The organism is Methylobacterium sp. AC832 (assembly GCF_979256025.1).
Genome location: NZ_CEEDMV010000042.1, coordinates 1 through 281, shown reverse-complemented (window position 1 = coordinate 281; position 281 = coordinate 1). Strand labels below are relative to the sequence as shown.

Here is a 281-nt window from a genome sequence, read left to right as displayed (position 1 = left end):
ATGCGACATCGTCGAAGAGGGTGCCGGAGAAGGTGTGGATTTCCTGGCTGATAAGCACCGTCCGGGCATGGCCCGATATCATGGTGATGCTTCCCTGCCGGGGTTCCAGCAACCCCGCGACAAGGGCCGCCAAGGTCGACTTGCCTGCCCCCGACTCCCCGACGAGCACCACGGTGTGTCCGGCCGGAATGTCCAGACTCACCGTATGCAGCACATCGGGCCCGTCCTGATAGCCAAAGCTCACCTGATCCACGTGGATCGACGTCGGCCCGCGCTGGTAC

At 63.7% G+C, this 281-nt stretch carries 1 protein-coding gene; it reads right to left on the bottom strand.

Features of this window, described 5'->3' with window-relative positions; all coding sequences use genetic code 11:
• Positions 1–281, bottom strand: a 281-nt coding sequence (locus tag AC0IXR_RS25045; RefSeq protein ID WP_471762596.1) for an ATP-binding cassette domain-containing protein, incomplete at both ends; no start/stop codon positions are given.